General features: G+C 54.0%; 18 protein-coding genes. 13 read left to right on the forward strand and 5 right to left on the reverse strand.

From position 1 onward, the window contains the following. Nucleotides 1–134 precede the first annotated feature (134 nt). The 7 genes from OGV38_RS02560 to trhP all read left to right on the forward strand — a co-directional run bounded on the left by OGV38_RS02560 (nt 135) and on the right by trhP (nt 12,643). Entirely contained in the window at nt 135–1,382 is a 1,248-nt protein-coding gene (locus tag OGV38_RS02560; protein ID WP_131379610.1) for an MdtA/MuxA family multidrug efflux RND transporter periplasmic adaptor subunit, read from the forward strand. Then, nucleotides 1,382–4,504 carry an MdtB/MuxB family multidrug efflux RND transporter permease subunit gene (locus tag OGV38_RS02565; RefSeq protein WP_075848343.1) on the forward strand — a complete coding sequence of 1,041 codons (3,123 nt, stop codon included), beginning with the start codon at nt 1,382–1,384 and terminating at the stop codon, nt 4,502–4,504. The genes OGV38_RS02560 and OGV38_RS02565 overlap by 1 nt, the downstream gene beginning before the upstream one ends. Further along, nucleotides 4,505–7,585, forward strand: coding sequence for a multidrug efflux RND transporter permease subunit MdtC (gene mdtC / locus OGV38_RS02570; protein ID WP_153647022.1), 3,081 nt, complete (start codon nt 4,505–4,507; stop codon nt 7,583–7,585). It abuts the gene before it with no gap. Beyond that, the gene (locus OGV38_RS02575) at nt 7,582–8,994 is read left to right on the forward strand and encodes an MFS transporter (RefSeq protein ID WP_019077147.1); all 1,413 of its coding nucleotides are present in this window, start codon (nt 7,582–7,584) and stop codon (nt 8,992–8,994) included. The genes mdtC and OGV38_RS02575 overlap by 4 nt, the downstream gene beginning before the upstream one ends. Further along, nucleotides 8,994–10,397 (forward strand): envelope stress sensor histidine kinase BaeS, encoded by a 1,404-nt coding sequence (gene baeS / locus OGV38_RS02580; protein WP_016153606.1) that lies wholly within the window; start codon nt 8,994–8,996, stop codon nt 10,395–10,397. Before OGV38_RS02575 ends, baeS begins: the two co-directional genes overlap by 1 nt. Beyond that, nucleotides 10,394–11,116, forward strand: coding sequence for an envelope stress response regulator BaeR (gene baeR, locus OGV38_RS02585; RefSeq protein ID WP_286472910.1), 723 nt, complete (start codon nt 10,394–10,396; stop codon nt 11,114–11,116). Before baeS ends, baeR begins: the two co-directional genes overlap by 4 nt. A 165-nt stretch (nt 11,117–11,281) precedes the next feature. After that, nucleotides 11,282–12,643, forward strand: a complete 1,362-nt coding sequence (gene trhP / locus OGV38_RS02590) for a prephenate-dependent tRNA uridine(34) hydroxylase TrhP (protein WP_006683890.1) — start codon at nt 11,282–11,284, stop codon at nt 12,641–12,643. 259 nt (nt 12,644–12,902) lie between these two features. On the opposite strand, the gene clpA is transcribed toward trhP, so the two are convergent. Together clpA and clpS are read right to left on the reverse strand one after the other, a co-directional pair. Continuing rightward, complete coding sequence (gene clpA, locus OGV38_RS02595) at nt 12,903–15,179, reverse strand: ATP-dependent Clp protease ATP-binding subunit ClpA (RefSeq protein WP_016153651.1); 2,277 nt, start codon at nt 15,177–15,179, stop codon at nt 12,903–12,905. Nucleotides 15,180–15,209: 30 nt separating this feature from the next. Beyond that, nucleotides 15,210–15,530, reverse strand: a complete 321-nt coding sequence (gene clpS / locus OGV38_RS02600) for an ATP-dependent Clp protease adapter ClpS (RefSeq protein WP_003036810.1) — start codon at nt 15,528–15,530, stop codon at nt 15,210–15,212. 323 nt (nt 15,531–15,853) lie between these two features. Here clpS and cspD point away from each other — a divergent pair, with 323 nt between their 5' ends. Beyond that, a complete protein-coding gene (gene cspD / locus OGV38_RS02605; RefSeq protein ID WP_181521133.1) occupies nt 15,854–16,078 on the forward strand; it encodes a cold shock-like protein CspD in 225 nt (74 codons plus the stop codon). A gap of 74 nt (nt 16,079–16,152) precedes the next feature. Here cspD and macB read toward each other — a convergent pair whose 3' ends face one another. Both macB and macA read right to left on the reverse strand, forming a co-directional pair. After that, on the reverse strand, nt 16,153–18,099 hold the full coding sequence (gene macB / locus OGV38_RS02610) for a macrolide ABC transporter ATP-binding protein/permease MacB (protein ID WP_181521132.1): 1,947 nt from the start codon (nt 18,097–18,099) through the stop codon (nt 16,153–16,155). Continuing rightward, complete coding sequence (gene macA / locus OGV38_RS02615) at nt 18,096–19,211, reverse strand: macrolide transporter subunit MacA (protein WP_016156938.1); 1,116 nt, start codon at nt 19,209–19,211, stop codon at nt 18,096–18,098. The genes macB and macA overlap by 4 nt, the downstream gene beginning before the upstream one ends. A gap of 160 nt (nt 19,212–19,371) precedes the next feature. Between macA and OGV38_RS02620 the strand changes: the two genes are divergently transcribed. Further along, nucleotides 19,372–20,322: a VirK/YbjX family protein gene (locus OGV38_RS02620; protein WP_049042464.1), complete on the forward strand. Its 951-nt coding sequence runs from the start codon at nt 19,372–19,374 to the stop codon at nt 20,320–20,322. Here OGV38_RS02620 and OGV38_RS02625 read toward each other — a convergent pair. After that, entirely contained in the window at nt 20,319–21,977 is a 1,659-nt protein-coding gene (locus OGV38_RS02625) for an ATP-dependent endonuclease (RefSeq protein ID WP_016153655.1), read from the reverse strand. The two genes, OGV38_RS02620 and OGV38_RS02625, sit on opposite strands and share 4 nt — an antisense overlap. A 372-nt stretch (nt 21,978–22,349) precedes the next feature. On the opposite strand from OGV38_RS02625, the gene aqpZ reads away from it, so the two are divergent. From aqpZ to hcr, 4 genes are all read left to right on the forward strand, one after another. Further along, entirely contained in the window at nt 22,350–23,045 is a 696-nt protein-coding gene (gene aqpZ, locus OGV38_RS02630; protein WP_046275429.1) for an aquaporin Z, read from the forward strand. A 143-nt stretch (nt 23,046–23,188) separates the two neighbouring features. After that, on the forward strand, nt 23,189–24,088 hold the full coding sequence (locus tag OGV38_RS02635) for a LysO family transporter (RefSeq protein ID WP_016153656.1): 900 nt from the start codon (nt 23,189–23,191) through the stop codon (nt 24,086–24,088). Nucleotides 24,089–24,243: 155 nt separating this feature from the next. Continuing rightward, nucleotides 24,244–25,896 (forward strand): hydroxylamine reductase, encoded by a 1,653-nt coding sequence (gene hcp / locus OGV38_RS02640; protein ID WP_286472912.1) that lies wholly within the window; start codon nt 24,244–24,246, stop codon nt 25,894–25,896. Nucleotides 25,897–25,906: 10 nt separating this feature from the next. Then, a complete protein-coding gene (hcr, locus tag OGV38_RS02645; protein WP_016153658.1) occupies nt 25,907–26,875 on the forward strand; it encodes an NADH oxidoreductase in 969 nt (322 codons plus the stop codon). Nucleotides 26,876–26,970: the final 95 nt, after the last annotated feature.

Below are 26,970 nucleotides of genomic sequence, written 5' to 3' on the forward strand. Positions count from 1 at the left end.
TAACGCTTCGCAAAGCCGCATCAGCATTCAGACGAATCCCGACAGTGTTTCATAATTCCTCCATTTTTCTCCCTTGTTCGCTGGCTAAACTAGTATCATTCCGCGAATCGTTTCAGGATGAGAAACTTATAACAATGAAAGGCAGTAAAAAATCCCGCTGGGTGCTAGCAATCGCGATCGTTGTGGCCACCGTCGCCGCCATCTGGTTCTGGCAAAGCCGTAACGACGCCCAGGAAAACGCACCGGGCGCGACCAAACCAGCGCAGCACACGCCAGGTTCGGGACGGCGTGGAATGCGCTCCGGGCCGTTGGCTCCCGTTCAGGCTGCCACCGCCGCCATGGAAGCCGTTCCGCGTTACCTGACAGGACTGGGTACCATTACTGCCGCAAATACCGCCACGGTACGTAGCCGGGTGGATGGTCAGCTCATTGCCTTACACTTCGAGGAAGGACAGCAGGTAAAAGCCGGCGACCTGCTGGCAGAGATAGATCCCAGCCAGTTCAAAGTTGCTCTGGCTCAGGCGCAGGGCCAACTGGCAAAAGATAAAGCCACGCTGGCAAATGCCCGTCGCGATCTTGCCCGCTATCAACAGCTGGTGAAAACTAATCTGGTCTCCCGCCAGGAGCTGGATGCCCAGCAGGCGCTGGTAAATGAAACATTAGGGACAATCAAAGCCGATGAAGCCAGCGTCGCCAGCGCCCAATTGCAGCTTGACTGGAGCCGGATAACCGCGCCTGTAGAGGGTCGTGTCGGTCTGAAGCAGGTCGATGTCGGTAACCAAATTTCCAGCGGCGATACCACCGGAATCGTCGTCATTACGCAAACCCATCCTATCGACCTGATATTCACCTTGCCTGAAAACGACATTGCCACCGTGTTGCGGGCGCAAAAATCGGGGACTCCGTTAAAGGTCGAAGCCTGGGACCGAACCAATTCGCAAAAACTGAGCGAAGGCGTCCTGCTCAGTCTCGACAATCAGATTGATGCCACGACCGGAACCATCAAAGTTAAAGCCCGTTTTAACAATCAAGATGATGCTTTATTCCCTAACCAGTTCGTTAACGCCCGCATGCTGGTCGACACGGAACAAAACGCCGTGGTGATCCCAACGGCCGCCCTGCAGATGGGCAATGAGGGCCATTTTGTCTGGGTGCTGAACAGCGAGAATAAAGTGAGCAAACATCTGGTTAAACCAGGTATTCAGGATAGCCAAAAAGTAGTGATCGCCGCCGGGTTGTCCGCAGGCGATCGGGTCATAACCGACGGTATTGACCGCCTGACGGAAGGCGCAAAAGTAGAAGTCGTAGAGGCGCATGACGCCTCTGCTCAGGATGAGAAAACTGCGCCCCGCGGATACGGCAAAAAAGGAGCTAACTCCTGATGCAGGTGTTACCTCCGCACAACACAGGCGGGCCATCACGCCTGTTTATTCTGCGACCTGTCGCCACCACGCTGCTGATGGTCGCGATTTTGCTTGCCGGTATTATCGGTTATCGTTTCCTGCCGATCGCCGCCTTACCGGAAGTCGATTACCCCACGATTCAGGTCGTTACGCTGTACCCGGGCGCCAGCCCGGACGTCATGACCTCGGCGGTAACCGCGCCGCTTGAGCGTCAGTTCGGACAGATGTCCGGCTTAAAACAGATGTCCTCGCAAAGTTCCGGCGGCGCATCGGTCGTCACGTTGCAGTTTCAACTGACGCTGCCGCTGGATGTTGCCGAGCAGGAAGTTCAGGCTGCGATTAACGCCGCCACCAATTTATTACCGGGCGATCTGCCCAATCCGCCGGTCTACAGCAAGGTAAACCCGGCAGATCCACCGATCATGACGCTGGCGGTCACGTCCAGCGCCATGCCGATGACGCAGGTGGAAGATATGGTCGAAACCCGCGTCGCGCAGAAAATCTCTCAGGTTTCCGGTGTCGGTCTGGTAACACTTTCCGGCGGGCAACGACCGGCGGTCCGCGTGAAGCTTAACGCACAGGCTATTGCCGCACTCGGTCTGACCAGCGAAACCATCCGTACAGCCATTACCGGGGCTAACGTCAATTCGGCAAAAGGGAGTCTTGATGGCCCAACGCGTGCTGTCACCCTTTCCGCCAACGACCAGATGCAGTCCGCAGACGAATATCGCCAGCTCATCGTGGCCTATAAAAACGGTGCGCCGGTTCGTCTGGGCGATGTCGCCACCGTCGAACAAGGGGCAGAAAATAGCTGGCTGGGCGCATGGGCCAATAAGCAACAAGCCATTGTGATGAATGTTCAGCGCCAGCCTGGGGCGAACATCATCTCCACGGCAGACAGTATCCGTCAAATGCTGCCGCAGCTCACCGAAAGCCTGCCCAAATCAGTTAAGGTCAGCGTGCTTTCGGATCGTACGACCAATATTCGTGCGTCCGTTGCAGACACCCAGTTTGAGCTAATGCTGGCGATTGCGCTGGTGGTGATGATCATCTACCTGTTCCTGCGCAATATTCCGGCGACGATTATTCCTGCGGTCGCCGTTCCGCTGTCGCTCATCGGCACCTTCGCGGTGATGGTATTTCTTGATTTCTCCATCAATAACCTGACCCTAATGGCGCTAACCATCGCGACAGGATTCGTAGTGGATGACGCTATCGTGGTTATCGAGAATATTTCACGCTATATCGAAAAAGGCGAAAAACCGCTGACTGCCGCCCTGAAGGGGGCTGGTGAGATTGGTTTTACCATCATCTCTCTGACATTTTCGCTAATCGCCGTGCTGATCCCGCTGTTGTTTATGGGTGATATCGTTGGCCGATTATTCCGCGAGTTTGCCGTTACGCTGGCCGTGGCAATTCTGATTTCCGCCGTCGTCTCGCTCACCCTCACGCCGATGATGTGCGCGCGCATGCTTAATCAGGCCTCGTTGCGTAAGCAAAACCGCTTCTCCCGCGCCTCGGAGCGTATGTTCGATCGCGTCATTGCCGGGTACGGTCACTGGCTGGCAAAAGTGCTGAATCATCCGTGGCTCACACTGGGCGTGGCGCTCGGCACGCTGGCACTGAGCGTTATGTTATGGGCCTTTATCCCCAAAGGGTTCTTCCCAATCCAGGACAACGGCATCATCCAGGGTACGCTGCAGGCGCCGCAGTCCAGTTCATTTGCCAGCATGGCCCAGCGCCAGCGCCAGGTTTCCGATGTCATCCTTCGAGATCCGGCGGTAGAGAGCCTGACCGCTTTTGTCGGCGTGGATGGTACTAATCCGGCATTGAACAGCGCGCGTCTGCAAATCAACCTTAAGCCGCTGGACGATCGCGACGATCGCGTGCAGAAAGTGATCGCACGCCTACAGGACGCAGTTGACAGAGTACCCGGCGTTGATCTCTATCTTCAGCCCACCCAGGACCTGACGATTGATACCCAGGTCAGCCGGACGCAATATCAGTTTACGCTGCAAGCAACGTCCCTTGATGCCCTCAGCACCTGGGTTCCACAGCTGTTAGAAAAACTACACCAGCTACCGCAACTGTCTGATGTCAGTAGCGACTGGCAGGACAAAGGGCTGGTGGCGTATGTGAACGTCAATCGCGATAGCGCCAGCCGTTTAGGCATCAGCATGGCGGATGTCGATAACGCCCTGTACAACGCCTTCGGCCAGCGATTGATTTCAACCATCTACACCCAGGCCAACCAGTATCGCGTCGTATTGGAACATGACACCAACAGTACGCCGGGGCTTGCTGCACTGGACACTATCCGTCTGACCAGCAGCGACGGCGGCGTGGTTCCACTTAGCGCAATCGCCAGCATTGAACAGCGTTTCGCTCCGCTGTCGATTAACCACCTCGATCAGTTCCCGGTCACCACCATCTCGTTCAACGTACCGGACGGTCATTCGCTGGGCGATGCGGTGCAGGCAATTCTGGATGCCGAAAAAACGCTCAATCTGCCAGCAAATATTACCACCCAGTTCCAGGGCAGTACGCTCGCTTTCCAGGCCGCACTGGGTAATACCATCTGGTTGATTGTGGCTGCGGTTGTCGCGATGTATATCGTCCTCGGCGTGCTGTATGAGAGCTTTATTCACCCGATTACCATTCTCTCCACGCTACCCACGGCGGGCGTCGGCGCCCTCCTGGCGTTAATGATTGCCGGCAGTGAACTGGACGTCATCGCGATTATCGGCATTATTTTGCTCATCGGTATCGTCAAGAAAAACGCCATCATGATGATCGACTTCGCCCTTGCCGCGGAGCGCGAACAGGGCATGACCCCACGCGACGCTATTTTCCAGGCCTGTCTGCTGCGTTTTCGCCCGATTCTGATGACTACGCTGGCGGCACTGCTCGGCGCGTTGCCGCTGATGTTAAGTACCGGCGTGGGGGCCGAATTACGTCGTCCATTAGGAATTGGTATGGTCGGCGGTCTGCTGGTAAGCCAGGTATTAACCCTGTTTACCACCCCGGTGATTTATCTGCTGTTTGACCGTCTGTCGCTGTACGTGAAAAGCCGCTTCCCGCGTCAGGAAGAGGAAGCGTAAATGAAATTTTTCGCGCTTTTCATTCATCGTCCGGTGGCGACCATTCTCATTTCGGTGGCCATCACCCTGTGCGGGATACTGGGCTTTCGTCTGCTGCCGGTAGCTCCGCTGCCGCAGGTGGATTTCCCGGTGATCATGGTCAGCGCATCATTACCGGGCGCTTCCCCTGAAACGATGGCGTCTTCGGTAGCCACCCCGCTGGAGCGCTCACTGGGGCGCATCGCGGGCGTGAACGAAATGACCTCGAGCAGTTCCCTTGGCAGTACGCGCATTATTCTTGAATTCAAATTCGACCGTGACATCAATGGCGCGGCGCGGGATGTTCAGGCCGCGATTAACGCAGCGCAAAGCCTGCTACCCAGCGGTATGCCAAGCCGCCCCACGTACCGCAAAGCCAACCCTTCCGATGCGCCAATCATGATCCTGACGCTCACGTCGGACACTTACTCGCAGGGTGAACTGTACGATTTCGCATCAACCCAATTAGCACAGACCATCGCGCAAATCGACGGCGTGGGTGACGTCGACGTTGGGGGCAGCTCTCTGCCTGCCGTGCGCGTAGGGCTTAATCCGCAAGCGCTGTTTAATCAGGGCGTGTCGCTGGACGACGTGCGTAGCGCGATTGCTAACGCCAATGTGCGTAAGCCGCAGGGAGCTATCGAGAATGATACCCACCGCTGGCAGGTACAAACCAACGATGAGCTGAAAACCGCCGCCGAGTACCAGCCGATTATTATCCACTACAATAACGGCGCTGCGGTGCGGCTGGGCGATGTTGCGTCTGTGAGCGACTCGGTGCAGGACGTACGTAACGCGGGGATGACCAACGCAGAACCGGCTATCCTGCTGATGATCCGCAAGTTGCCAGAAGCCAATATTATTCAGACGGTAGACAGCATTCGGGCCAAATTACCGGAGTTACAAACGCTGGTCCCGGCCGCCATCGATCTACAAATTGCCCAGGACCGTTCACCGACCATTCGCGCCTCGCTGGAGGAAGTCGAACAGACGCTGATTATCTCCGTTGCGCTGGTTATTCTGGTGGTCTTTGTTTTCCTGCGCTCCGGGCGCGCGACCCTGATCCCTGCGGTAGCGGTTCCGGTCTCGCTGATCGGTACCTTTGCCGCCATGTATCTGTGCGGGTTCAGCCTGAACAACCTGTCATTAATGGCGTTGACCATTGCCACGGGATTTGTCGTTGATGACGCGATCGTGGTGCTGGAAAATATTGCCCGCCACCTGGAAGCGGGAATGAAGCCACTGCAGGCGGCGCTACAAGGTACGCGCGAAGTGGGATTCACGGTGCTCTCAATGAGCCTGTCGCTGGTAGCGGTGTTCCTCCCGCTGCTGTTAATGGGCGGATTGCCTGGGCGCTTGCTGCGCGAATTTGCCGTCACGCTGTCAGTTGCTATCGGTATCTCGCTGCTGGTGTCGCTGACATTAACGCCAATGATGTGTGGCTGGATGCTCAAATCCAGCGCCCCGCGTGAACAGTCTCGTAAACGGGGTTTTGGTCGTGTGCTGGTGGCACTGCAACAGAGTTACGGCACTTCGCTTAAATGGGTGCTGCGCCATACGCGACTGGTTGGCGTGGTGTTACTTGGCACCATTGCGCTGAATATCTGGCTTTATATTTCCATCCCCAAAACCTTCTTCCCGGAGCAGGATACGGGCGTGTTGATGGGGGGGATTCAGGCCGACCAGAGCATCTCTTTCCAGGCGATGCGCGGCAAACTGCAGGACTTTATGAAGATCATCCGCGACGACCCGGCGGTGAATAACGTCACCGGTTTTACCGGCGGTTCCCGGGTTAACAGCGGGATGATGTTTATCACCCTCAAGCCACGCGATGAGCGCGGTGAAACCGCTCAGCAGGTGATCGACCGCCTGCGCGTCGCGCTTGCAAAAGAGCCTGGCGCGAATCTGTTTCTGATGGCGGTGCAGGATATTCGCGTCGGCGGCCGCCAGGCCAATGCCAGCTATCAATACACATTGCTTTCCGACGATCTGGCGGCGCTGCGCGAGTGGGAACCGAAGATCCGTAAAGCGCTTGCCGCCCTGCCCCAACTGGCGGATGTCAACTCAGATCAGCAGGACAATGGCGCGGAAATGAACCTGGTCTACGATCGCGACACCATGTCTCGTCTGGGGATCGACGTTGCAGCCGCTAACAGCCTGTTGAACAACGCTTTTGGACAACGGCAAATTTCAACTATTTATCAACCGATGAACCAGTACAAAGTGGTGATGGAGGTCGATCGACGTTACACCCAGGACATCAGCGCGCTGGATAAAATGTTCGTCATCAACAATGACGGTAAGGCAATCCCGCTATCGTACTTTGCCAAATGGCAACCGGCGAATGCCCCGCTGTCGGTAAACCATCAGGGCTTGTCCGCTGCCTCAACCGTGTCGTTTAACCTGCCAACAGGTTCTTCACTGTCTGAGGCGACAGAGGCTATCAACAGAACCATGACCCAGCTCGGCGTCCCCTCCACGGTTCGCGGTAGCTTTGCCGGCACGGCACAGGTATTTCAGGACACCATGAACTCGCAGGTGATCCTGATTATCGCCGCCATTGCCACGGTCTACATCGTTCTGGGGATGCTGTATGAAAGCTATGTTCATCCCCTGACCATTCTCTCCACGCTACCTTCAGCTGGCGTCGGGGCTTTGCTGGCGCTGGAGCTGTTCAATGCCCCGTTTAGCCTAATCGCCCTGATAGGGATAATGCTATTAATTGGCATTGTGAAGAAAAATGCCATCATGATGGTCGATTTTGCGCTGGAAGCGCAGAGAAACGGCAAGCTGCAGCCAGAAGAAGCCATTTTCCAGGCCTGCCTGCTGCGCTTTCGCCCAATCATGATGACCACGCTGGCGGCGTTGTTTGGCGCGCTGCCGCTGGTGTTATCCGCCGGGGATGGCTCCGAACTACGTCAACCTTTGGGGATAACCATTGTCGGCGGGCTGGTCGTGAGTCAACTCCTGACGCTGTACACCACGCCCGTGGTCTATCTCTTTTTCGACCGTCTGCGTCTGCGTTTTTCGCGTAAAAACAGCAAACCGGTAGCAGAGTTATGACAGAACTTCCCGACAGCACCCGCTGGCAACTTTGGATTGTGGCATTCGGCTTTTTTATGCAGTCGCTGGATACCACCATCGTGAATACTGCGCTTCCCTCGATGGCGGCAAGCCTCGGGGAAAGCCCGTTACACATGCATATGGTCATTGTGTCATATGTTTTAACCGTTGCCGTGATGCTGCCCGCCAGCGGATGGCTGGCGGACAAAGTTGGCGTGCGTAATATCTTCTTCACCGCCATCATCCTGTTTACGCTTGGCTCGCTGTTTTGCGCCGGGTCCAGCACACTCAACGAACTGGTGATGGCGCGCGTCTTACAAGGCGTTGGCGGTGCGATGATGGTGCCGGTCGGCAGGCTAACGGTGATGAAAATCGTCCCGCGTGAGCAATATATGGCGGCGATGACGTTTGTCACATTGCCCGGTCAGATTGGCCCGCTACTGGGACCGGCATTAGGCGGTATTCTGGTTGAGTACGCCTCCTGGCACTGGATATTTTTGATTAACATTCCGGTTGGTATTGTCGGCGCGATAGCGACGTTAATGCTGATGCCCAACTACACCATGCAAACCCGACGCTTCGATCTCTCCGGATTTGCGATGCTGGCAGTCGGCATGGCGGTACTGACGCTGGCGCTTGATGGCAGTAAAGGAACCGGCATCTCCAGTATCTCGCTGGCAGCGTTGGTTATCTGCGGAGTGCTGGCTATTGCGCTGTATCTGAAACACGCCCATCGTAATCCACGCGCGCTGTTCAGCCTGAGTCTGTTTCGCACACCGACCTTCTCGCTGGGTCTTTTCGGCAGTTTTGCCGGACGCATCGGTAGCGGTATGCTGCCGTTTATGACGCCGGTGTTTTTACAAATAGGCCTCGGTTTTTCCCCCTTTCATGCCGGGCTGATGATGATCCCGATGGTGCTCGGCAGTATGGGCATGAAGCGCATTGTGGTGCAGGTCGTTAACCGCTTTGGCTACCGTCGCGTACTGGTCGCTACAACGCTTGGCCTGTCGCTGGTCAGTCTGCTGCTGATGACCACCGCGCTGCTCGGCTGGTATTACGCCCTGCCCTTCGTACTGTTCTTACAGGGAATGGTCAACTCAACGCGCTTTTCATCCATGAACACCCTGACGTTAAAAGACCTGCCTGACGATCTCGCCAGCAGTGGTAACAGCCTGCTGTCAATGATCATGCAGCTGTCGATGAGTATCGGGGTGACCATCGCGGGACTGCTGCTAGGTATGTTCGGTCAGCAGCATAGCGTCATCGACAGCGGAAGTACGCATACCGTCTTTATGTATACCTGGCTGTGCATCGCATTCATTATCGCGCTGCCTGCCATTATTTTTGCCCGCGTGCCGAACGACACGCAAACCAACGCGGTGATTTCACGGCGCAAAAGGAGCACCTGATGAAGTTCTGGCGGCCCGGTATCACCGGCAAACTGTTTCTGGCGATTTTCGCCACCTGCATCGTATTGCTGATCAGCATGCACTGGGCCGTACGCATAAGCTTCGAACGCGGTTTTATTGACTATATCAAGCACGGTAACGAACAGCGGCTGCAAATGCTCAGCGACGCATTAAGCGAGCAGTATGAACAGCACGGCAACTGGCGATTCTTACGCAATAACGATCGGTTTGTTTTTCAGATCCTGCGTTCTTTTGAACACGACAACGACGATGATAAACCCGGCCCCGGCATGCCGCCGCACGGCTGGCGTACGCAGTTTTGGGTTGTCGACCAAAATGCCCGCGTGCTGGTCGGTCCGCGTGCTCCGGTCCCCCGAGACGGTATGCGCCATCCGATCCGCGTCAACGGTAGCGAAGTCGGTGCCGTGATTGCCTCTCCCGTGGAACGCTTAACGCGCAATACGGATATCAATTTCGACATGCAGCAAAGACGTTCCAGTTGGCTCATCGTCGCGCTCTCCACGATCCTGGCGGCGCTGGCAACGTTTACGCTGGCGCGCAGCCTGCTGGCCCCGGTCAAGCGGTTAGTGGAAGGCACGCACAAACTGGCGGCTGGCGATTTCACCACTCGCGTTGCACCGACCAGTACGGATGAACTGGGCAAGCTGGCGCAGGACTTCAACCAGCTTGCCAGTACGCTGGAAAAAAACCAGCAGATGCGTCGTGACTTTATGGCCGATATTTCTCACGAACTGCGTACGCCGTTAGCGGTGTTGCGCGGTGAACTGGAGGCCATTCAGGATGGCGTACGCCAGTTCACCCCTGACTCCGTTGCCTCTTTGCAAGCTGAAGTGGGTACGCTCACCAAGCTGGTGGACGATCTGCATCAGCTCTCCATGTCCGATGAAGGCGCGCTGGCCTACCAGAAAACATCGCTGGATCTCATCCCGCTGTTGGAAGTGGCAAGTGGCGCATTTCGTGAACGCTTTGCCAGCCGTGGACTGACGATACAACTTTCACTCCCGGACAGCATGACGGTATTTGGCGACAGGGATCGTCTGATGCAGTTGTTCAACAATCTGCTGGAAAACAGTCTGCGCTACACCGACAGCGGCGGTGGGCTGCACATCAGCGCCGAACAACGAGAGCGTATGGTTTTATTAACCTTCGCTGATTCCGCTCCCGGCGTAAGTGACGACCAGTTACAGAAGCTGTTTGAACGATTTTATCGCACCGAAGGCTCGCGTAACCGTGCCAGCGGTGGTTCCGGGCTGGGGCTGGCAATTTGCGTCAATATCGTACAGGCGCATAATGGTCTGATCCGCGCCGCCCATTCGCCTTTTGGCGGGGTGAGCATTACAGTAACATTACCGCTGGAACGCGATTTACAGAGAGATGTATGACTGAGCTACCCATTGATGAAAACACGCCGCGTATTCTGATCGTGGAAGACGAGCCCAAGCTGGGGCAACTGCTTATCGACTATCTGCGCGCGGCAAGCTACGCTCCTACGCTCATCAGCCACGGCGATCTGGTTCTTCCTTGCGTGCGTCAGACGCCGCCCGATCTGATCTTGTTGGATCTGATGCTGCCTGGTACCGACGGCCTGACTCTGTGCCGGGAAATCCGCCGATTCTCTGAAGTCCCCATCATGATGGTAACCGCCAAGATAGAAGAAATTGATCGCCTGCTGGGGCTGGAGATCGGTGCGGATGATTATATTTGCAAACCCTACAGCCCGCGTGAAGTTGTTGCTCGCGTAAAGACGATTCTGCGCCGTTGCAAGCCGCAGCGCGAACTGCAACAGATGGATGCTGACAGCCCGTTGATCGTCGATGAAGGTCGTTTTCAGGCGTCCTGGCGTGGGAAAATGCTCGACTTAACGCCTGCTGAATTTCGCTTACTCAAAACGTTGTCGCATGAACCGGGAAAAGTGTTCTCCCGTGAACAGTTGCTCAATCATCTCTATGACGATTACCGTGTCGTTACCGACCGAACCATCGACAGCCATATTAAGAACCTGCGACGCAAGCTGGAATCGCTGGATGCGGAGCAGTCGTTTATCCGCGCGGTCTATGGCGTAGGGTATCGCTGGGAAGCCGACGCCTGTCGGATTGTGTAATCAGCCAGAAGTCAATCGAGGCCGGGTAAGGCAAAGGAGAGCCCGGCACAATAACTTTACCTGTCTTCCCCACAGCGCTACAATGCCCGCCCTTAATATGGGGGCACTCCCCTAACCGCCTCATTGAGTGAGGCGAGTCTGACCTGTCATCAGAACGAGAACATTATGTTTAAACCGGAACTCCTTTCCCCGGCGGGAACGCTGAAAAACATGCGTTACGCTTTCGCCTATGGCGCAGACGCTGTATATGCGGGCCAACCGCGTTACTCACTGCGCGTACGCAACAACGAATTCAATCACGAAAACCTGCAGCTAGGCATTAATGAAGCCCATGAACTGGGTAAAAAATTCTATGTGGTGGTTAATATTGCCCCGCATAACGCCAAGCTGAAGACCTTCATTCGTGACCTGAAACCGGTGGTGGAAATGGGACCGGATGCACTGATCATGTCCGACCCCGGTCTGATTATGCTGGTGCGCGAAAACTTCCCTGACATGGACATTCACCTTTCAGTACAGGCTAACGCCGTAAACTGGGCAACGGTGAAATTCTGGAAGCAGATGGGATTGACCCGTGTGATCCTGTCCCGCGAACTGTCGTTGGAAGAAATTGAAGAGATCCGCACCCAGGTGCCGGATATGGAAATTGAGATCTTTGTTCACGGCGCGCTGTGCATGGCTTACTCCGGCCGCTGCCTGCTCTCTGGCTACATCAACAAGCGTGACCCAAATCAGGGTACCTGTACCAATGCCTGCCGCTGGGAATACAACGTACAGGAAGGCAAAGAAGACGTGGTGGGCAATATCGTGCATAAGTACGAGCCTATCCCGGTACAAAATGTTGAGCCGACGCTGGGTATTGGCGCGCCGACTGACAAAGTCTTTATGATCGAAGAAGCCCAGCGTCCGGGTGAGTACATGACCGCGTTTGAAGACGAACACGGCACTTACATCATGAACTCGAAGGATTTGCGTGCCATTGCCCACGTTGAGCGCCTGACTCAGATGGGCGTGCATTCGCTGAAAATTGAAGGCCGTACTAAATCATACTATTACTGTGCACGTACCGCGCAGGTTTATCGCAAGGCCATTGATGATGCCGCTGCCGGGAAACCGTTCGACCCGCAACTGCTGGAAACGCTGGAAGGTCTGGCGCATCGCGGTTACACCGAGGGGTTCCTGCGCCGCCATACGCATGACGACTATCAGAACTACGAATACGGCTTCTCTGTTTCCGAGCGTCAGCAGTTTGTCGGCGAATTCACTGGCGAACGTAAAGGTGAACTGGCGGCTGTGCTGGTGAAAAATAAATTCACCGTCGGCGACAGCCTGGAGCTGATGACCCCACAGGGCAACATCAACTTTACCCTCGAACAGATGGAAAACGCGAAAGGCGAAGCGATGCCGGTTGCGCCGGGCGATGGTTACACCGTGTGGATGCCTGTACCGGAGGATATCGATCTGAATTATGCATTGTTGATGCGTAATTTTGCCGGTGAGTCCACGCGCAACCCACATGCTAAGTAGTTAATTACGGTTATTTTTCAGCGTTCGGAAGATTCTTAGAAATCGATCACATACCGCTTCGTTCATTAAGGGTATTATCCCATCCGCTGAAAAACATAACCCATAAATGCTAGCTGTACCAGGAACCACCTCCTTAGCCTGCGTAATCTCCCTTACGCAGGCTTATTTTTTGCCTGCCGTTTAACTCCCCCTATTCAAATCACGACTTTCAGGCGAAAAAAAACCGGGCATTACGCCCGGTTCATTAGGTGGTTAGATATTAATGTGCTGCTTCTGGCTTGTGCTTTTGCGCACTCTGGAAACCATAAGTCAGCTCATTTTTCTCTTTATCCAGCGCAACGGTCACCTGACCGCCATCCACAAGCGAGCCGAACAGCAGTTCGTTAGCCAATGGTTTTTTCAGGTTATCCTGGACAACGCGCGTCATCGGGCGTGCGCCCATTGCGCGGTCATAGCCCTTCTCAGCCAGCCAGTCGCGGGCTTCCTGACTCACTTCCAGAGAGACACCTTTCTGATCCAACTGAACCTGAAGTTCGACGATAAACTTATCAACAACCTGATGAATCACCTCAGTAGAGAGATGATCGAACCAGATAATGTTGTCGAGACGGTTACGGAATTCCGGCGTAAACACTTTTTTGATTTCGCCCATCGCATCAGTACTGTTGTCCTGATGAATCAGCCCAATCGATTTACGCTCGGTTTCACGCACGCCGGCGTTAGTGGTCATGACCAGCACCACGTTGCGGAAATCCGCTTTACGCCCGTTATTGTCGGTCAGCGTACCGTTATCCATCACCTGCAGCAGCAGGTTAAAGACGTCCGGATGCGCTTTTTCGATTTCATCCAGCAGCAGTACCGCATGCGGATGCTTAATGACAGCATCCGTCAGCAAACCGCCCTGGTCGAAACCGACATATCCCGGAGGCGCACCAATCAGGCGGCTGACGGTGTGACGTTCCATATACTCGGACATGTCAAACCGCAGCAGCTCAATACCCAGCGCTTTGGACAACTGCACCGTGACTTCGGTCTTACCGACGCCAGTCGGTCCGGCAAACAGGAACGAACCGACAGGTTTATGCTCGTGTCCCAGACCAGCACGGCTCATTTTGATCGCTTCAGTCAGCGCCTCAATGGCTTTATCCTGTCCGAATACCAGCATTTTCAGACGGTTGCCCAGGTTTTTCAGCGTATCGCGATCGCTCTGCGAAACGCTCTTCTCCGGGATCCGCGCAATGCGGGCCACGACGGACTCGATATCCGCCACGTTGACGGTTTTCTTGCGCTTGCTGACCGGCATCAGACGCGCCCGCGCGCCCGCCTCATCGATCACGTCAATCGCTTTGTCCGGCAAATGACGATCGTTAATGTATTTCACCGCCAGTTCGACCGCTGCACGCACCGCTTTGGCGGTGTAGCGAACGTCATGGTGCGCTTCGTATTTCGGCTTCAGACCATTGATGATCTGCACGGTCTCTTCAACCGACGGCTCAGTGATATCGATTTTCTGGAAACGGCGTGCTAGCGCGCGGTCCTTTTCAAAGATATTGCTGAATTCCTGATAGGTTGTGGAGCCTATCACACGGATTTTACCGCTGGAGAGCAACGGTTTGATCAGGTTAGCCGCATCTACCTGGCCGCCCGATGCCGCACCCGCGCCGATAATGGTGTGGATCTCATCGATAAACAGAATGCTGTTAGTATCCTGTTCCAGTTGTTTCAGCAGCGCCTTAAAGCGTTTTTCAAAATCGCCACGGTATTTGGTACCCGCCAGCAGCGAGCCGATATCCAGAGAGTAAAGGGTACAATCAGCCATCACTTCCGGCACGTCGCCCTGAACGATACGCCAGGCGAGGCCTTCCGCAATAGCGGTTTTCCCGACGCCAGACTCACCTACCAGCAGCGGGTTGTTTTTTCGACGACGGCACAGTACCTGAATGGCGCGTTCCAGCTCTTTGTCCCGGCCAATGAGCGGATCAATTCCGCCCACACGGGCAAGCTGGTTAAGGTTAGTCGTGAAGTTCTCCATACGGTCCTCCCCGCCAGCTTGCTCTTCGTTATTCGGCTGATTACCAGAGTCAGAGGACTGACTTGGTTCGTCTTTGCGCGTGCCATGAGAAATAAAATTCACCACATCAAGGCGACTCACTTCATGCTTACGCAGCAGATAAGCCGCCTGAGATTCCTGCTCGCTGAAGATGGCGACCAGCACATTAGCACCGGTAACTTCATTGCGCCCGGAGGACTGAACATGAAAGACCGCGCGTTGCAACACACGCTGAAAACTCAACGTGGGCTGCGTGTCGCGCTCTTCTTCACTGGCAGGCAATACGGGTGTGGTTTGTTCAATGAAGGCTTCGAGTTCCTGACGCAGCGCCACCAGATCCACAGAACACGCTTCCAGCGCTTCGCGGGCCGATGGGTTACTGAGCAATGCCAGTAGCAAGTGCTCGACGGTCATAAACTCATGTCGGTGCTCGCGCGCTCTGGCGAAAGCCATGTTTAAACTGAGCTCCAGTTCTTGATTGAGCATTGGCACCTCCCCCAATATTTATGCCTGCATTTAGGCTTTTTCTAGCGTACACAGCAACGGATGCTCGTTCTCCCTCGCATACTTGTTCACCATCGCAACTTTGGTTTCAGCCACTTCGGCAGTGAATACGCCGCAAATCGCTTTACCTTGATAGTGAACGGCAAGCATCAGTTGCGTTGCACGTTCTACATCATAAGAAAAGAATTTTTGTAACACGTCAATAACAAACTCCATCGGAGTGTAATCATCATTGACTAATATCACTTTATACATAGATGGCGGTTTTAGCGCGTCGCGCAATTTATCTTCCGCCAGCAGATCGAAATCCAGCCAGTCGTTAGTCTTACCCATTGTCAGTCGTCATCTTCAGTTACGGTTTCCGGCAGAAAATCTTGCCGCTGACAAGCAGCCTATGCGCACAATCAATCTACCTCAAGTATTAGATAACTATCATCTATTAGTGCCATCCGCGATATCTGTCACATAACCGACAATAGCGTTAACTGCTTCAAATTTTGATGCATTTTTACCCTATTCCGTCAGCCTGGCGCTTGACGCCTCGCCTGATTTCTCTAAATTGTAGTTTCGAGAGTTGGCGAGGTTTTGAACAGCCCCCACTCCGCCACCGGTTCATTCCATCTTACTTATATAAGATTTACGAAGGATGTCGAAGCATGGAAACGGGTACTGTTAAGTGGTTCAACAACGCCAAAGGGTTTGGTTTCATCTGTCCCGAAGGCGGCGGCGAAGATATTTTCGCCCATTACTCCACCATTCAGATGGATGGTTACAGAACGCTAAAAGCCGGACAATCTGTCCAGTTTGATGTCCACCTGGGGCCAAAAGGCAATCATGCCAGCGTCATCGTGCCTGTCATTGAAGCAGAAGCTGTCGCATAGCTCTTCTGTTTCATTGTGTACATCCCGCAGTCAAAATGCCAGCCTTTGCGGCTGGCATTTTTATCTCGATGGTATTATTCCCGCGCCAGAGCATCTACCGGATCCAGCCGCGCCGCATTTCGCGCCGGTAGCCAGCCAAACAAAATCCCGGTCGCAGTCGAACACAGAAACGCCGTCAATAAGGCTACGGGTGAGAAACCTATTTCCCAGCCAGGCAGGAATAGCTGAAGCGTAAAGGCGATCAGCATCGACAAGCTAATGCCCAACGCGCCGCCAACCAGACACACCAGCACCGCTTCAATTAAGAACTGCTGCAGTACGTCACTGGTGCGGGCGCCAACCGCCATACGAATACCAATCTCGCGCGTTCGTTCGGTTACCGAAACCAGCATAATATTCATCACACCAATTCCACCGACCACCAGCGAAATCACGGCCACCAGCGTCAGGAACAGTTGTAATGTACGTGTGGTCTTTTCGGCGGTTTTCAAGACACCGTCCATATTCCAGGTGAAGAAATCCTTCTTACCGTGGCGTAACGTCAGTAGTCGGGTGAGCTGCTGCTCGGCCTGGGCACTATCAAAACCGTCTTTCACCCGCACGGTGATCGAGTTCAGCCACGACTGCCCCATAATTCGCCCGGACATGGTGCTGTAAGGCAGCCAGACCCGCAGGATCTTGCTACTGCCAAACATCGACTGTTTCTCTTCTGCAACACCAATCACCGTGGCAGGCATATTCCCCACCAGCACGACTTCGCCGACAACTTTCGCTTTGTTGGGGAACAATTGACGACGGGTATTGCTGTCGAGCACCACCACCTGAGCGCGCCCCGCCAGTTGTTCAGCGTTAAAAGTGGTCCCTTCGCTAAACGTCATGCCATAGACGTTGAAATAGTCGCCGCTAACGCCATTAGCACTGGCGGCCACGTCGATATTGCCATAGCGTAGCCGCAGGTTTTTCGACACCGCAGGCGTCACCGAACTGACCCAGGGCTGCTTCTGTAACGCCGTTAAATCGTCATACTTCAGCGCCTGTTGATATTGTGGGTCGTCGTCGCCGAAATCTTTGCCAGGATAGATATCGATGGTATTGGTGCCGATAGCGCGAATATCTGCCAGCACCAGCTGTTTAGCCGCATCGCCTACCACCACAATCGACACCACCGAAGCAATACCGATGATGATCCCAAGCATGGTCAGTAGCGTTCGCATTTTATTCGCAGCCATTGCCAGCCAGGCCATAGTGAGCGCTTCGCGAAAACCGCTGACAAACTGCCCCCAGCCGGACGCCGTTTTCACCGTCGGCTCCGCGATATCGCGCCCGGTAGAGGGTTTGTGCGACGGCGGATTGCGCACAATCTCGCCGTCACGAATTTCAATGACGCGTTCGGCCTGTGCGGCGACCTGGCTGTCGTGAGTGACGATAATCACCGTATGCCCGCGATCGCGCAACTGATGCAAAATCGCCATCACCTCTTCGCCTGAATGGCTATCCAGCGCGCCGGTGGGTTCGTCGGCGAGGATAACCTGTCCCCCGTTCATCAGCGCACGCGCAATACTGACCCGCTGCTGCTGACCACCGGAAAGCTGGGAAGGCTGATAGTCGACTCTGTCGCCCAGACCCAGTCGCTGCAGGAGTTCTTGCGCACGGGCCAGGCGCTGCTTACGTTCGGTGCCAGCGTAGACCGCAGGCACCTCAACGTTTTGCGCGGCGGTTAAATGCGACAACAAATGATAACGCTGGAAGATAAAACCGAAATGTTCGCGACGCAGCTGGGCTAACGCATCGCTATCCAGCGTGGAGACATCGCGCCCGGCAACCCGATACGTACCGCTGGTGGGTTTGTCCAGACAGCCGAGAATATTCATCAGCGTCGATTTACCCGAGCCAGACGCCCCGACAATCGCTACCATTTCCCCGGCCTGAATGCTCAAGGATACGTCCTTCAATACCTCGACCTGACCTTCGCCTGACGGATAGCTGCGGCGGATATTGCTCAGTTCAAGCAATGCCGTCATTTTGGCGCTCCAGCGTTGCCCTCACCGGTGATGACTTCATCCCCCTCTTCCAGCCCTTTCACGATCTCCACATCGGTGTCATTACGCGCGCCGATAACCACTTCGCGTTCACGGGTTTCGCCGTTACGCAGCAGCCTGACGTTATAACGATTGTTGCCAATAGGATCGCCCAGCGCCGACAGCGGGATCGTCAGGACATTTTTCACATCCGTGAGCTGGATATGGACCTGCGCGGTCATATCCAGACGCAGGATCCCTTTCGGGTTGGGAACTTCGAAGCGAGCATAGTAGAAAATTGCATCATTCACTTTCTCTGGCGTCGGAAGAACATCTTTGAGCTTACCTTCGTAGCGCGTCTGAGGATCGCCCAGTACGGTAAACCAGGCCTTTTGCCCGGGATGCAGGTGAATCACATCCGCCTCGGAAACCTGCGCTTTCACCAGCATGGTGCTCATATCTGCCAATGTCAGAATGTTAGGTGCCTGCTGGGCAGCAATAACGGTTTGCCCCTGAAGGGTAGTAATTTGCGTGACTTCGCCTGCCATTGGCGCGACGATGCGGGTGTAATCAAGGTTGGTTTTTGCCGTATCGAGAGAGGCCTGATTACGCTTAATTTGCGCATCAATTGTGCCGATTTGCGCCTGTTTGACCGCCATCTGAGTAGCCGCCGTGTCGAGATCCTGCTGCGAGACAGCCTGGGTTTTCGCCAGCTGTTGCTGACGGGAAAGCGTTACCCGCGCCAGCTTCCACTCGGCTTCAGCCTGTAAACGCTGAGCGCGTAATTCCATCAGCGTCGCTTCAACCTCTTTAATCTGGTTTTGCGCCTGTTCAGGATCGATAACGCCAAGCAGTTGATCTTTTTTTACTTTGTCGCCAATGGCGACCGACAGCGTTTTTAACTGCCCGCTTACCTGCGCCCCGACGTCAACTTTACGCAACGCATCCAGTTTGCCGGTTGCCAGTACGCTTTGCTGCAGATCGCCCGGACGCACAATTAACGTTTGATACTGAGGTAAAGGCGCATTAAGCGTTCGCCAAAGTGCAATTATCGCCACAATAATGATGATGGCGAAGAGAAAATAGCGCTTTTTGATTTTTCCCTTGAGCTTCATAAATGTCCCAATTTCCCCCAATACGTCCACCAGAGTGGAGTGGTAAACATCAACGTTAAATAAATAGCCGTTGAAAAACGCAAGAATAACAGAGTTATTGATGAATGGTTAAGATCCGCTGTGTTGAAATTAGTACCAGAGTATCCATCGGATTGTTATTATGAGCCAGCTAACTGACAGCACTTTTCATTCTTCAAAACCCGCCACAAGTTTTAGCCTCTTTTGTAGCCTGATGACCGGACATTGGCGCCCTGGAAAATTTTGGCATCAGCGTAGCTTCCGTCGTAAGTTTTTGTTGCGCTCAGCGCTTATGCCACGATTAATGCATGAATGGATGACTGAACTGGCGCAATGGCCTGATCTCGATAGCGTACTGGCGCGCCAGCCTCGTCTGCCGGTTCGCCTACATCGCGCCTATCTCGCACAAAACCTTGATCGGAAAATGAAACTGGATGCTGTGCGTTTTCATTACAATGCTATCCGCAGCTCTTTTTCAGCCACTGAATATAAAGCTTATTTAAGTGCGGATGGATTACAACTGGCACAAATTGAAGGCAAAAATAGCGAAATATTTAGCGTAATACTGGGCTCATTTATCTCACTGGATAAAGAAGGTGAAAGTACCATTCTGGTACGCAATAGCGCTGGCGAGACTTTAGCGGAAATGACGTTTACGCTGTGCAATTATCAAGGAAGCAGCACACTGTTTATTGGCGGGTTACAGGGAGGCAGTCGATTACTGCCACATGAAGAAATTCAAAAAGCGACCAAATCATGCTACGGGATTTTCCCTAAACGTATTGTGATGGAAGCCATTTGCTGTTTTGCAGAACAATTGAATATTAAACAAATTCTGGCTGTCAGTAATGAACAGCATATCTTTCGCAGCCCGCGTTACCACGATAAAAACAAGGTGATACTTTCCGACTACAACGCATTTTGGGAGTCGGTTGGCGGTGAGTGCGACAGTCACGGCTATTACCATATCCCACGCACAATGGCGCGAAAAAGCGAAGCGGACATTGCCAGCAAAAAACGCGCGGAATACCGCCGTCGCTACCAGCTACTGGACAGCATCCACTCGCAGCTGTCGTCGATGTTTCGCCGCTAATCCGCTCTGCCGCGTGCCAACCACAGCACGCGGGAAAACATTTTTCGCAGCAGCGTTGGCACCGCGTCAACGCCGCGCCGCCCGGCTTCCATCGCCACCTCAATGGCTAAATCTGGTTTTGACGACCGGTGAATCGCCTTCGAGATAATTTTGCGCATATTCATGGGCACGTTTTCGGGGATTTGCGCCACCCTGTGGAATACGTCAGCGAACCCCTGGCGATACATAAAGTGTTCCATGTCCAGCGCGGGAAGCATGGTTAAATGATCGCGCTCTTCTTCTCTGTCGTTATTCAACAAACTCCGCACCGTAGCGGCATACTTTTTCCCGGCTTCATCACCATCAACCAGCACATGCCACTCGATACCCATCCGGCGGGCGAACTTAACCAGCGGCTTAAGGCCGGACTGGGCAAATTCAATGACTTTGATACCTTCCGCATCAAAGTGGTGCCCACACTGGCGGGCCAGTTCGTTAATGACCCAGGTTTCCGTTTCGCCTTCCACCAGCAGCCAACAGCGGGCAAACAACGACGATGCACGGTTAAAACGAATATGAAAGGCAATACGCCGACCATCTTCTGCGCTGATCCCACCTGGCCCAAGCCGCCAGGCGGCGACGCGGGAAGACTCACGCACCAGGCGGACAACATGTTCCACGGGGGTGAGGGACAGTAACTCACCTGAGTTGGTGGTCGCCACCCGTTGCAGCGGAAGCAAATTCAGCAGGTGCCAGGCAACCGACAGCATAATCGGATGTAAACGCGTTTCAGGATCTTCTACCAACAGTAACGGCCGGGCGTCTTTATCCAGCCTCAGCGTACCTTTGGCCTGTAACAGCGTCGAAAACAATCCCAACAAGATCACGCGGTGCGTGCGTCCGCCCGGTCTATCAATCATACGGTTGATAATATCCAGATAGCGCCAGCTACGTTGTTCGTTATTGGAACGTCGACGCATCAGACGATAGCGGGACTGACTGGAACCTTGCTCAGAAAAATAGTGTTCCAATAGCTGTACCATGGCCGATAACCCCTGACGTATCTGCCCATCTGTCAGGTTTTGCGGTCGGGTAGCCAGTTCACGTGCCAGAAAATCCAGTTGCCGCGCGGTCACTTCGACATCCGCCGAATCCGGCACCGTACCGTTACGGATCCGTCGCATAAAACGCGCGTCACGCAGGCGCAGTACTGGCATCAAACGCACGAGGTGCCGCGCCTGATCGTTAATGTCGTCGAGGGGAAGCTGATGGCCCTCGCCATCCAGAAAACTGCGTAACGTCAGAACGCTACCGTCGTCCGCACATTCACCTTCCAGTCGATAGAAAATGCGGTGATAGCCATCCTGACACAGCGTCCAGCTGGCTTCCAGAGGACGATACCTGCGCACGCGGTGGCGACCTGGTTGAGACTCACGAAACGTCAGGATGATATGCAGATGATGTTCCCGGCCTTGAATATCGCCCGGCGGGAACCAGAAATCTTCGCGGTCAAAGTGGTACAAATCAGTTTCCGGCGACAGCAACAGGGTTAAAGCATCCAGCAGACTGGACTTACCCCACGCGTTCTCCCCAATTAGCACGTTGCTTTGCTCCAGCATCAACGACAGACGGTTAATACCACGAAATCCAACAATCTCAACGCGTTCGAGAATCATATAGCCTCCGGAAATGCTAACTTTTTCCTTCAAGTTATCAGGAGTATAACGGCAAGCGGGCGCTCAGGACACCCGATATGATCAGGAGGTTAGTCGCAGAAATCAAAAAATATAAGAATATTCTTCTTATGTTTTCCCCGGAATATTATTTCAGAACTCAATCATCGCCGTTTTGCTAATTGAACTATGCTTCATTCATCCAATATTCAAAAAGGAATCACAACATATTGCCTTAAATCAAATTTTTTCATCAATTTAACTGGCGAAGGGATGATGTTTTTTTCAAAAATACCGGCTCTTTCATCATCGTCCCTTTTAGCGATGAATTACCGGGTAAGGAACACGAACCCGGAACTTTTAATTGAGGTGGTTATGTTCAGGAAATTAGCAGCCGAATTCTTCGGTACGTTTTGGCTCGTCTTTGGTGGGTGCGGTAGCGCAGTTCTGGCCGCAGCATTCCCGGAGTTGGGTATTGGATTTGCCGGTGTCGCGCTGGCGTTTGGTTTGACCGTATTAACCATGGCATTCGCCGTAGGTCATATTTCCGGCGGACACTTTAACCCGGCGGTGACCTTCGGTTTATGGGCGGGCGGTCGCTTCCCGGCAAAAGACGTTATTGGTTATGTTATCGCTCAGGTTGTGGGCGGTATTGTTGCAGCAGCGGCACTGTATCTTATTGCCAGCGGTAAAGCTGGTTTTGACGCAACTGCCAGTGGTTTTGCCTCGAACGGCTTTGGTGAACATTCACCTGGCGGCTATTCAATGATGTCTGCCGTCGTAATTGAAATTATTTTGACCGCTGGTTTCTTATTAGTGATCCACGGTGCGACCGATAAACATGCTCCGGCAGGTTTTGCACCCATTGCGATTGGTCTGGCGTTAACCCTGATCCACTTGATCAGTATTCCGGTTACCAACACCTCCGTTAACCCGGCACGTAGTACCGCTGTAGCCATCTTCCAGGGCGGCTGGGCATTACAGCAATTGTGGTTCTTCTGGGTTATGCCGATTATCGGTGGGGTCCTCGGCGGTCTTATTTACCGCACTCTGCTGGAAAAACGCGATTAATCGATAACAAAAAAGGCCTGGCGCAAGTCAGGTCTTTTTTTTCCCCGCTATATTTCCTTTTATTTGCAACTTTACTCCCTTCATTGCATTGAGTAGTGTGTGCTGGCGCATTTCGTCTTACTCTCAGCAAGGATCTGGTTTTCATGTTTTCAGGGCTGTTAATCATTCTGGTTCCCCTTATTGTGGGCTACCTTATTCCGCTTCGGCACAGGGCTGCATTAAAACTCATCAATCGCCTGTTGAGCTGGATCGTCTACCTTATTCTCTTTTTTATGGGTATCAGCCTGGCGTTTCTGGATAATCTCGCCAGCAACCTGTTAGCCATTCTTCATTATTCTGCGGTCAGCGTGACGGTCATTTTGTTGTGTAATATTGCGGCGCTGTTCTGGCTGGAGCGTTCACTGCCCTGGCGACATAACCACAAGCAAGAAAAGCTACCCTCGCGAATTGCGATGGCACTTGAGTCGCTCCAGCTTTGTGGCGTCGTCGTCGTGGGTTTTCTGCTCGGCCTCACCGGTCTTCCTATTCTGCAGCACGCCACCGAAGCCAGCGAATATACGTTAATCTTTTTACTGTTCCTGGTCGGGATTCAACTGCGCAACAGCGGTATGACCTTAAAGCAAATTGTGCTGAATCGCCGGGGGATGATTGTTGCGGTGGTCGTCGTCGCCAGTTCGATGCTAGCGGGGGTTATCAATGCGTTGATCCTCGGCCTGCCGCTGAAAACCGCGCTGGCGATGGCATCAGGTTTTGGCTGGTATTCCCTGTCCGGTATTCTGTTAACCGAATCCTTCGGGCCGGTGATTGGTAGCGCCGCCTTCTTTAATGACCTGGCCCGCGAGCTGATTGCCATTATGTTGATTCCTGGAATGGTGGGCCGCAGCCGCTCAACCGCGCTGGGGCTATGTGGCGCGACATCAATGGATTTCACCTTACCGGTGCTACAACGCAGCGGCGGTCTGGAGATGGTTCCGGCAGCCATCGTCCACGGCTTTATTCTGAGTCTGTTAGTGCCTTTGCTGATGGCGTTTTTCTCCGCCTGAAGTCAGGACAAATACCTCTCTGGCGGTAGTCATCTACCGCCAAAATTGCGCTAAATCAATCTCCCTGCAAGTTGTAGCAGAAATCCCTTTTATCCCTTCGCGCACAGGCATAACCTTAAACATGTATATTAAATATAACTTTAAAAGGTGTGACCATGTTTTGTGTGCAATGTGAACAAACCATCCGTACTCCGGCAGGAAACGGCTGCTCTTACGCGCAGGGTATGTGCGGTAAAACGGCTGAAACCTCCGATTTGCAGGATCTGCTGATTGCTTCCCTACAAGGTCTGTCTGCATGGGCTGTTAAGGCACGTGAATACGGCATCATCGACCATGAGGTTGATAACTTTGCGCCGCGTGCATTCTTCTCCACGCTGACCAACGTTAACTTCGATTCCCCGCGGATTGTTGGCTATGCCCGTGAAGCTATCGCCATGCGCGACGCCCTGAAAGCGCAATGCCTGAACATCGACGCGAACGCAGCGGTCGCTAACCCGATGGCCGATCTGCAACTGGTCAGCGACGATCTGGGCGACCTGCAACGTCAGGCCGCTGAATTTACCCCGAACAAAGACAAAGCAGCCATTGGCGAGAACATTCTCGGCCTGCGTCTGCTGTGCCTGTACGGCCTGAAAGGTGCGGCAGCTTACATGGAGCACGCGCACGTTCTCGGTCAGTACGACAACGACATCTACGCTCAGTACCACAAAATCATGGCATGGCTGGGAACCTGGCCTTCCGATATGAACGCTCTGCTGGAGTGCTCAATGGAAATCGGCCAGATGAACTTCAAAGTGATGAGCATTCTGGATGCTGGCGAAACCACTAAATACGGCCACCCGACGCCAACTCAGGTCAACGTCAAAGCAACCGAAGGTAAGTGCATCCTGATCTCCGGTCACGACCTGAAAGATCTGTACAACCTGCTGGAGCAGACCGAAGGTACCGGCGTTAACGTCTATACCCACGGTGAAATGCTGCCAGCGCACGGCTACCCGGAACTGCGTAAGTTCAAACACCTGATCGGTAACTACGGCAGCGGCTGGCAGAATCAGCAGGTTGAATTTGCCCGCTTCCCGGGCCCAATCGTAATGACCTCTAACTGCATCATCGACCCAACCGTTGGCGCCTACGATGACCGTATCTGGACTCGTAGCATCGTCGGTTGGCCAGGTGTAAGCCACCTCGAAGGCGACAACTTCGCTCCGGTAATCGCTCAGGCTCAGCAGATGGCGGGCTTCCCGTACAGCGAAATTCCGCACCTGATCACCGTTGGTTTCGGTCGTCAGACTCTGCTGGGCGCGGCTGATACCCTGATCGACCTGGTAAGCCGCGAAAAACTGCGTCACATCTTCCTGGTTGGCGGTTGTGATGGCGCGCGTGGCGAACGTAACTACTTCACCGACTTCGCCACCAGCGTGCCGGACGACTGCCTGATCCTGACACTGGCGTGCGGTAAATACCGTTTCAACAAACTGGAGTTCGGCGATATCGAAGGCCTGCCGCGTCTGGTCGATGCAGGTCAGTGTAACGATGCATACTCTGCCATCATCCTGGCGGTAACCCTGGCTGAGAAACTGGGCTGTGGCGTGAACGATCTGCCGCTGTCTCTGGTGCTCTCCTGGTTCGAACAGAAAGCGATTGTCATTCTGCTGACCCTGCTGTCTCTGGGTGTGAAAAACATCGTCACTGGCCCGACTGCGCCTGGCTTCTTCACGCCGGACCTGCTGGCAGCTCTCAACGAGAAGTTCGGTCTGCGTTCCGTGACCACCGTCGAAGAAGACATGAAGCAACTGCTGAGCGCGTAAGGAGTAAAGAATGACAATGCCAACTCATCAGTGCCCATGGCGGATGCAGGTTCATCACATCCATCAGGAAACGCCGGATGTATGGACAATTTCGTTGCTGTGCCACGACTATTATCCGTACCGCGCCGGGCAGTATGCACTGGTCAGCGTACGTAATTCAGCGGACACGCTGCGTGCTTACACCCTCTCTTCAACGCCGGGCGTTAGCGAATACATCACGCTGACCATCCGCCGCATTGACGATGGCGCAGGCTCACAGTGGTTAACCCGCGACGTGAAGCGCGGCGACTATATCTGGCTGTCCGATGCAATGGGTGAATTCACCTGTGAAGATAAAGCGGAAGACAGGTTCCTGATGCTGGCCGCTGGCTGTGGCGTCACGCCAATCATGTCAATGCGTCGCTGGTTGGCAAAATACCGCCCACAGGCAGATGTGCAGGTGATCTTTAACGTTCGTTCACCGCAAGATGTCATTTTTGCCGACGAATGGCGCGAGTATCCGGTGACCTTAGTTGCTGAAAACAATGCCACTGACGGTTTTGTTTCCGGCCGACTGACCACCGAACTGCTGCAAAGCGTACCGGACCTGGCTTCGCGCACCGTGATGACCTGCGGCCCGGCGCCGTATATGGATCTGGTCGAGAAAGAAGTCAACGCGCTGGGCGTGACACGCTTCTTTAAAGAGCAGTTCTTCACCCCGGTAGCTGAAGCCGCCACCAGCGGTCTGAAGTTCACCAAACTACAGCCGGCAAAAGAGTTTTATGCGCCGGTAGGCAGTACGCTGCTGGAAGCGCTGGAAAGCAATAAAGTGCCGGTTGTCGCCGCATGCCGTGCGGGCGTTTGCGGCTGCTGCAAAACCAAAGTGGTTGACGGTAACTACACGGTCAGTAGCACCATGACGCTGACCGACGCAGAAATTGCTGAAGGTTATGTGCTGGCCTGCTCCTGTCATCCGCAGGGTGATTTAGTGCTGGCGTAATTGGCCGATATCTGATGTACAAAAGGCTACCCGGTTATATCGGGTGGCCTTTTTTTATGCTGTCAGACACTGCAAAATTCCTATTTTTTCCCCCT

The sequence above is a fragment of the Citrobacter sp. Cb080 genome, assembly GCF_030334745.1.
Lineage (GTDB): Bacteria > Pseudomonadota > Gammaproteobacteria > Enterobacterales > Enterobacteriaceae > Citrobacter > Citrobacter braakii.